The organism is Pseudomonas sp. GM18 (genome assembly GCF_000282195.1).
In the GTDB taxonomy this organism is placed as follows: domain Bacteria; phylum Pseudomonadota; class Gammaproteobacteria; order Pseudomonadales; family Pseudomonadaceae; genus Aquipseudomonas.
Map to the genome: position 1 here is coordinate 1 of NZ_AKJT01000059.1, position 3,164 is coordinate 3,164.

Genomic DNA, 3,164 nt, shown 5'->3' on the forward strand with positions numbered 1-3,164 from the left:
GCCAAAGCTGCTGAGCGCCGTGGTGGCCAAAGGCGTGGTGCTGATCGCGAACTCGGTTGGATTCAAGTCCGTGCCCTTGTTCAGCACTTCCGTGTCGAACAGCGCCAGAACCGCCGCCGCATCGCTGTCGTTATCCTGGTTGCCGGCCGTCTCGTCGATCGTTACTGCGCCACCGCCATCGGCCACGTCCGCGCTCGGCCCGTCGTCGTCGAAGTTGATGTCGTCGCCAATGCCGACGCTGTCAGTGCTGGTGTCGCCGTCGCCGTCGGTCACCGTCACCACCATGTTGATCAGACCGGCCAGATCGATCCGGTCGTCATGGGCCGCCGGCGTGCTGCCGGCGATGGGGTGCGTGAGCGAAACATATTGCGCCACCGCCACGTTGCCGTCCTGCTGCAGTGCAATTGCGAACGCCGCCGGATCGGCACCCGTGACCGTGCCATTGGCCACGTCATAGCGACCGACAATCAGACCGCCTTCCTTGAACAGAATGATGTTCTTGCCATCGGTGGTGTCGAGCAGCGAGTCGGTGCCGTCACCGCCCACAATCGCTAGCGACAGCACTTTCGTCCCATTCTCCTGGTCCTGGCCAAAGCCGCTGAGCGTCGTGGTGGCCAAAGGTGTGGTGCTGATCGCGAACTCGGTTGGATTCAAGTCCGTGCCTTTGTTCGCCACCGCAGCGAACAGCGCCGAAACCGCCGGCGCGTCGCTGTCATCGTCCTGGTTGCCGGCCGTCTCGTCGATCGTCACTGAACCGCCGCCATCGGCCACGTCCGCGCTCGGCCCGTCGTCGTCGAAGTTGATGTCGTCGCCGATGCCGACGCTGTCAGTGCTGGTGTCGCCGTCGCCGTCGGTCACCGTCACCACCATGTTGATCAGGCCGGTCAGGTCGACCCGGTCGTCATGGGCCGCCGGCGTGCTGCCGGCGATGGGCTGCGTGAGCGAGACATACTGCGCCACCGCCACGTTGCCGTCCTGCTGCAGCGCAATAGCGAACGCCGCCGGATCGGCTCCGGTGACCGGGCCATTGGCTACGTCATAGCGGCCAACAATCAGATCGCCTTCCTTGAACAGAATGATGTTCTTGCCATCGGTGGTGTCGAGCAGCGAGTCGGTGCCGTCACCGCCCACAATCGCCAGCGACAGTACTTTCGTTCCACCCACCTGGTCCTGGCCAAAGCTGCTGAGCGCCGTGGTGGCCAAAGGCGTGGTGCTGATCGCGAACTCCGCTGGGTTCAAGTCTGTGCCCTTGTTCAGCACTTCCGTGTCGAACAGCGCCAGCACCGCCGCCGCGTCGCTGTCATCATCCTGGTTGCCGGCCGTCTCGTCGATCGTCACCACTCCGCCGCCGTCCACGATGTCCGCGGTCGGCCCGTCATCGTGGAACGTCAGCGCCGAGAACGGATTCGGTGTGGAACTGGAATTGACCAGCTTGAAGCCACCAATGTCGAAGGGGGCGTCGAAGTTGGTGTCGGTCGAACCGATGTTGTCGATCAGCGCCCGGTTGTGTAGGCCGTCGGTGTTGTAGGCGATCAGGTCGTTGGCTTCCAGGCCTTTGATCACCACGGTCTTGTCGCTGCCGAACGTGACCGTGATGCCGCTCAGCGTGGTGGGGTTCGTTCCGATACTGGTCTTGTCAAACACCAGGGTCTCACCTGGAACCGCACTTTTGCCGTGCCCGGTGGGCTGGGTGGTGATGGTGACCTTGTTGACTTCAACCAGCGTGTTGGCGTGCAGGTTGTCGATGAAAGCAGTACCTGGATGAAAAGCCGTTGTGGAGGCGCTGATTTGCAGCGTGGATTTATCGCCCGTGGACGATTGGACAACGGAAAAACTGGCCCCATTGGTGCCGTAGAGCGAGGTGAAGTCGATGTTGGCTTCCACGTCCGCTTCGTTCTGGTCCAGGAATCCAACCGAGGTTGCCGAATGGTCAGCGTTGACCGTGTAGTTCGGGTTCGCGCCCTTCGCGAAGGTGAAGTACAAGCCGGACCCTTCCACGATACTCTGGCTGTTGGTGCCCAGGGTGGTGGGGCCGCCGCCCTGGCCGGTGTTGACGGTATCGCCGCTGGTGATGGCGGAGGGATCGCTGGACTGGTTGATCGGGTTCTTGCCGGTGACGATGATCACCGCGTCAGCCGGGTTGGGGGTTCCATCGCCGTACATCAGGAACAGGTTCTGGCCTGAAGGCGCGCCTGCCAGCGAGAAGTCGCTGCGATTGCTGACCGAGACATTGAGGTTGTAGACGCTCAAGGCGTCGTCGGGGTTGGTGGTAATCGGGTGCTTGATTTCCTCGTACTGCACCATCCAGACCTTGGAGCCCACGGCGTTCAGATCGGAGCTCTGGGCGTTACCGGAAGCGTCCGTGGGTTGCAGGTACGCGGCGAAGACGACGTCGCCGGTGGTGTTTGCCGTGCCGTCGGCATTGGCCTTGCGGCCGAACACGACGTTGTTCTCATCAATGCCCAGGTCGGCGCCCGTATAGCTGTAGAGGTAGATTTGGCGGCCGTCGACGGTCAGCAGGGGAACGCCAACCGCAGACAGTGCCAACTCCCCAAGCAACGGACCACCCGTGGCATTGGTGAAGGCCAGATCGGTGACATCGGCCCCGAAACCGCTGAGCATGGGAGTGCCATCAAGGTCGTTGTTGGTGCCGTTGCTCACGGCTACGGTGACGTTGACCCCAGTGAGATTCTGCACCACCACGGCATTCAAAAGCGTGTCGAATGCAGTTACGCCGGTGGTTTGGAAGCCCAGACCATCTTTAACGTCGTTGCCTGTGGTGTCGCTGCCCCCGGCCGCCGAGTTCTGCTTACCCGACGTCTCGTCGATGATCATTGTTCCGGTGATGGTGATAGCCATGATCTACTCCCGAAAAATTACGGTCATCGTGGCCTGACCGTTGACCTTTGGCCGCAACTATGGATAGGCGCCGGGAATTACGCATCGGCCGATACTCCCAGACGGGGTGGGAGTTTCAGACTACTAGGGAGGGGGAGACGGGATGAGGACGCGAAGGAACGGCGCAGCACCAGAGGCTGTTTGCGGCGTGGGTGTGCCTGGCGTCAAAGGCTTCGCACCCTTGACCCCGGGAAGCTCGTCTGGCCTCGTTGGCTCAGGAGCGAAGCGGCCCCACGAAAACGGTCTGGCCCCTTGTGGGAGCCAGG

Annotated in this window: 1 protein-coding gene; it reads right to left on the reverse strand. The window is 62.1% G+C overall.

Features of this window, described 5'->3' with window-relative positions; genetic code table 11:
- The coding region (locus PMI21_RS11975) for a DUF5801 repeats-in-toxin domain-containing protein (protein ID WP_007939217.1) at positions 1 to 2,859 on the reverse strand (2,859 nt) is incomplete at its 3' end.
- Positions 2,860 to 3,164: the final 305 nt, after the last annotated feature.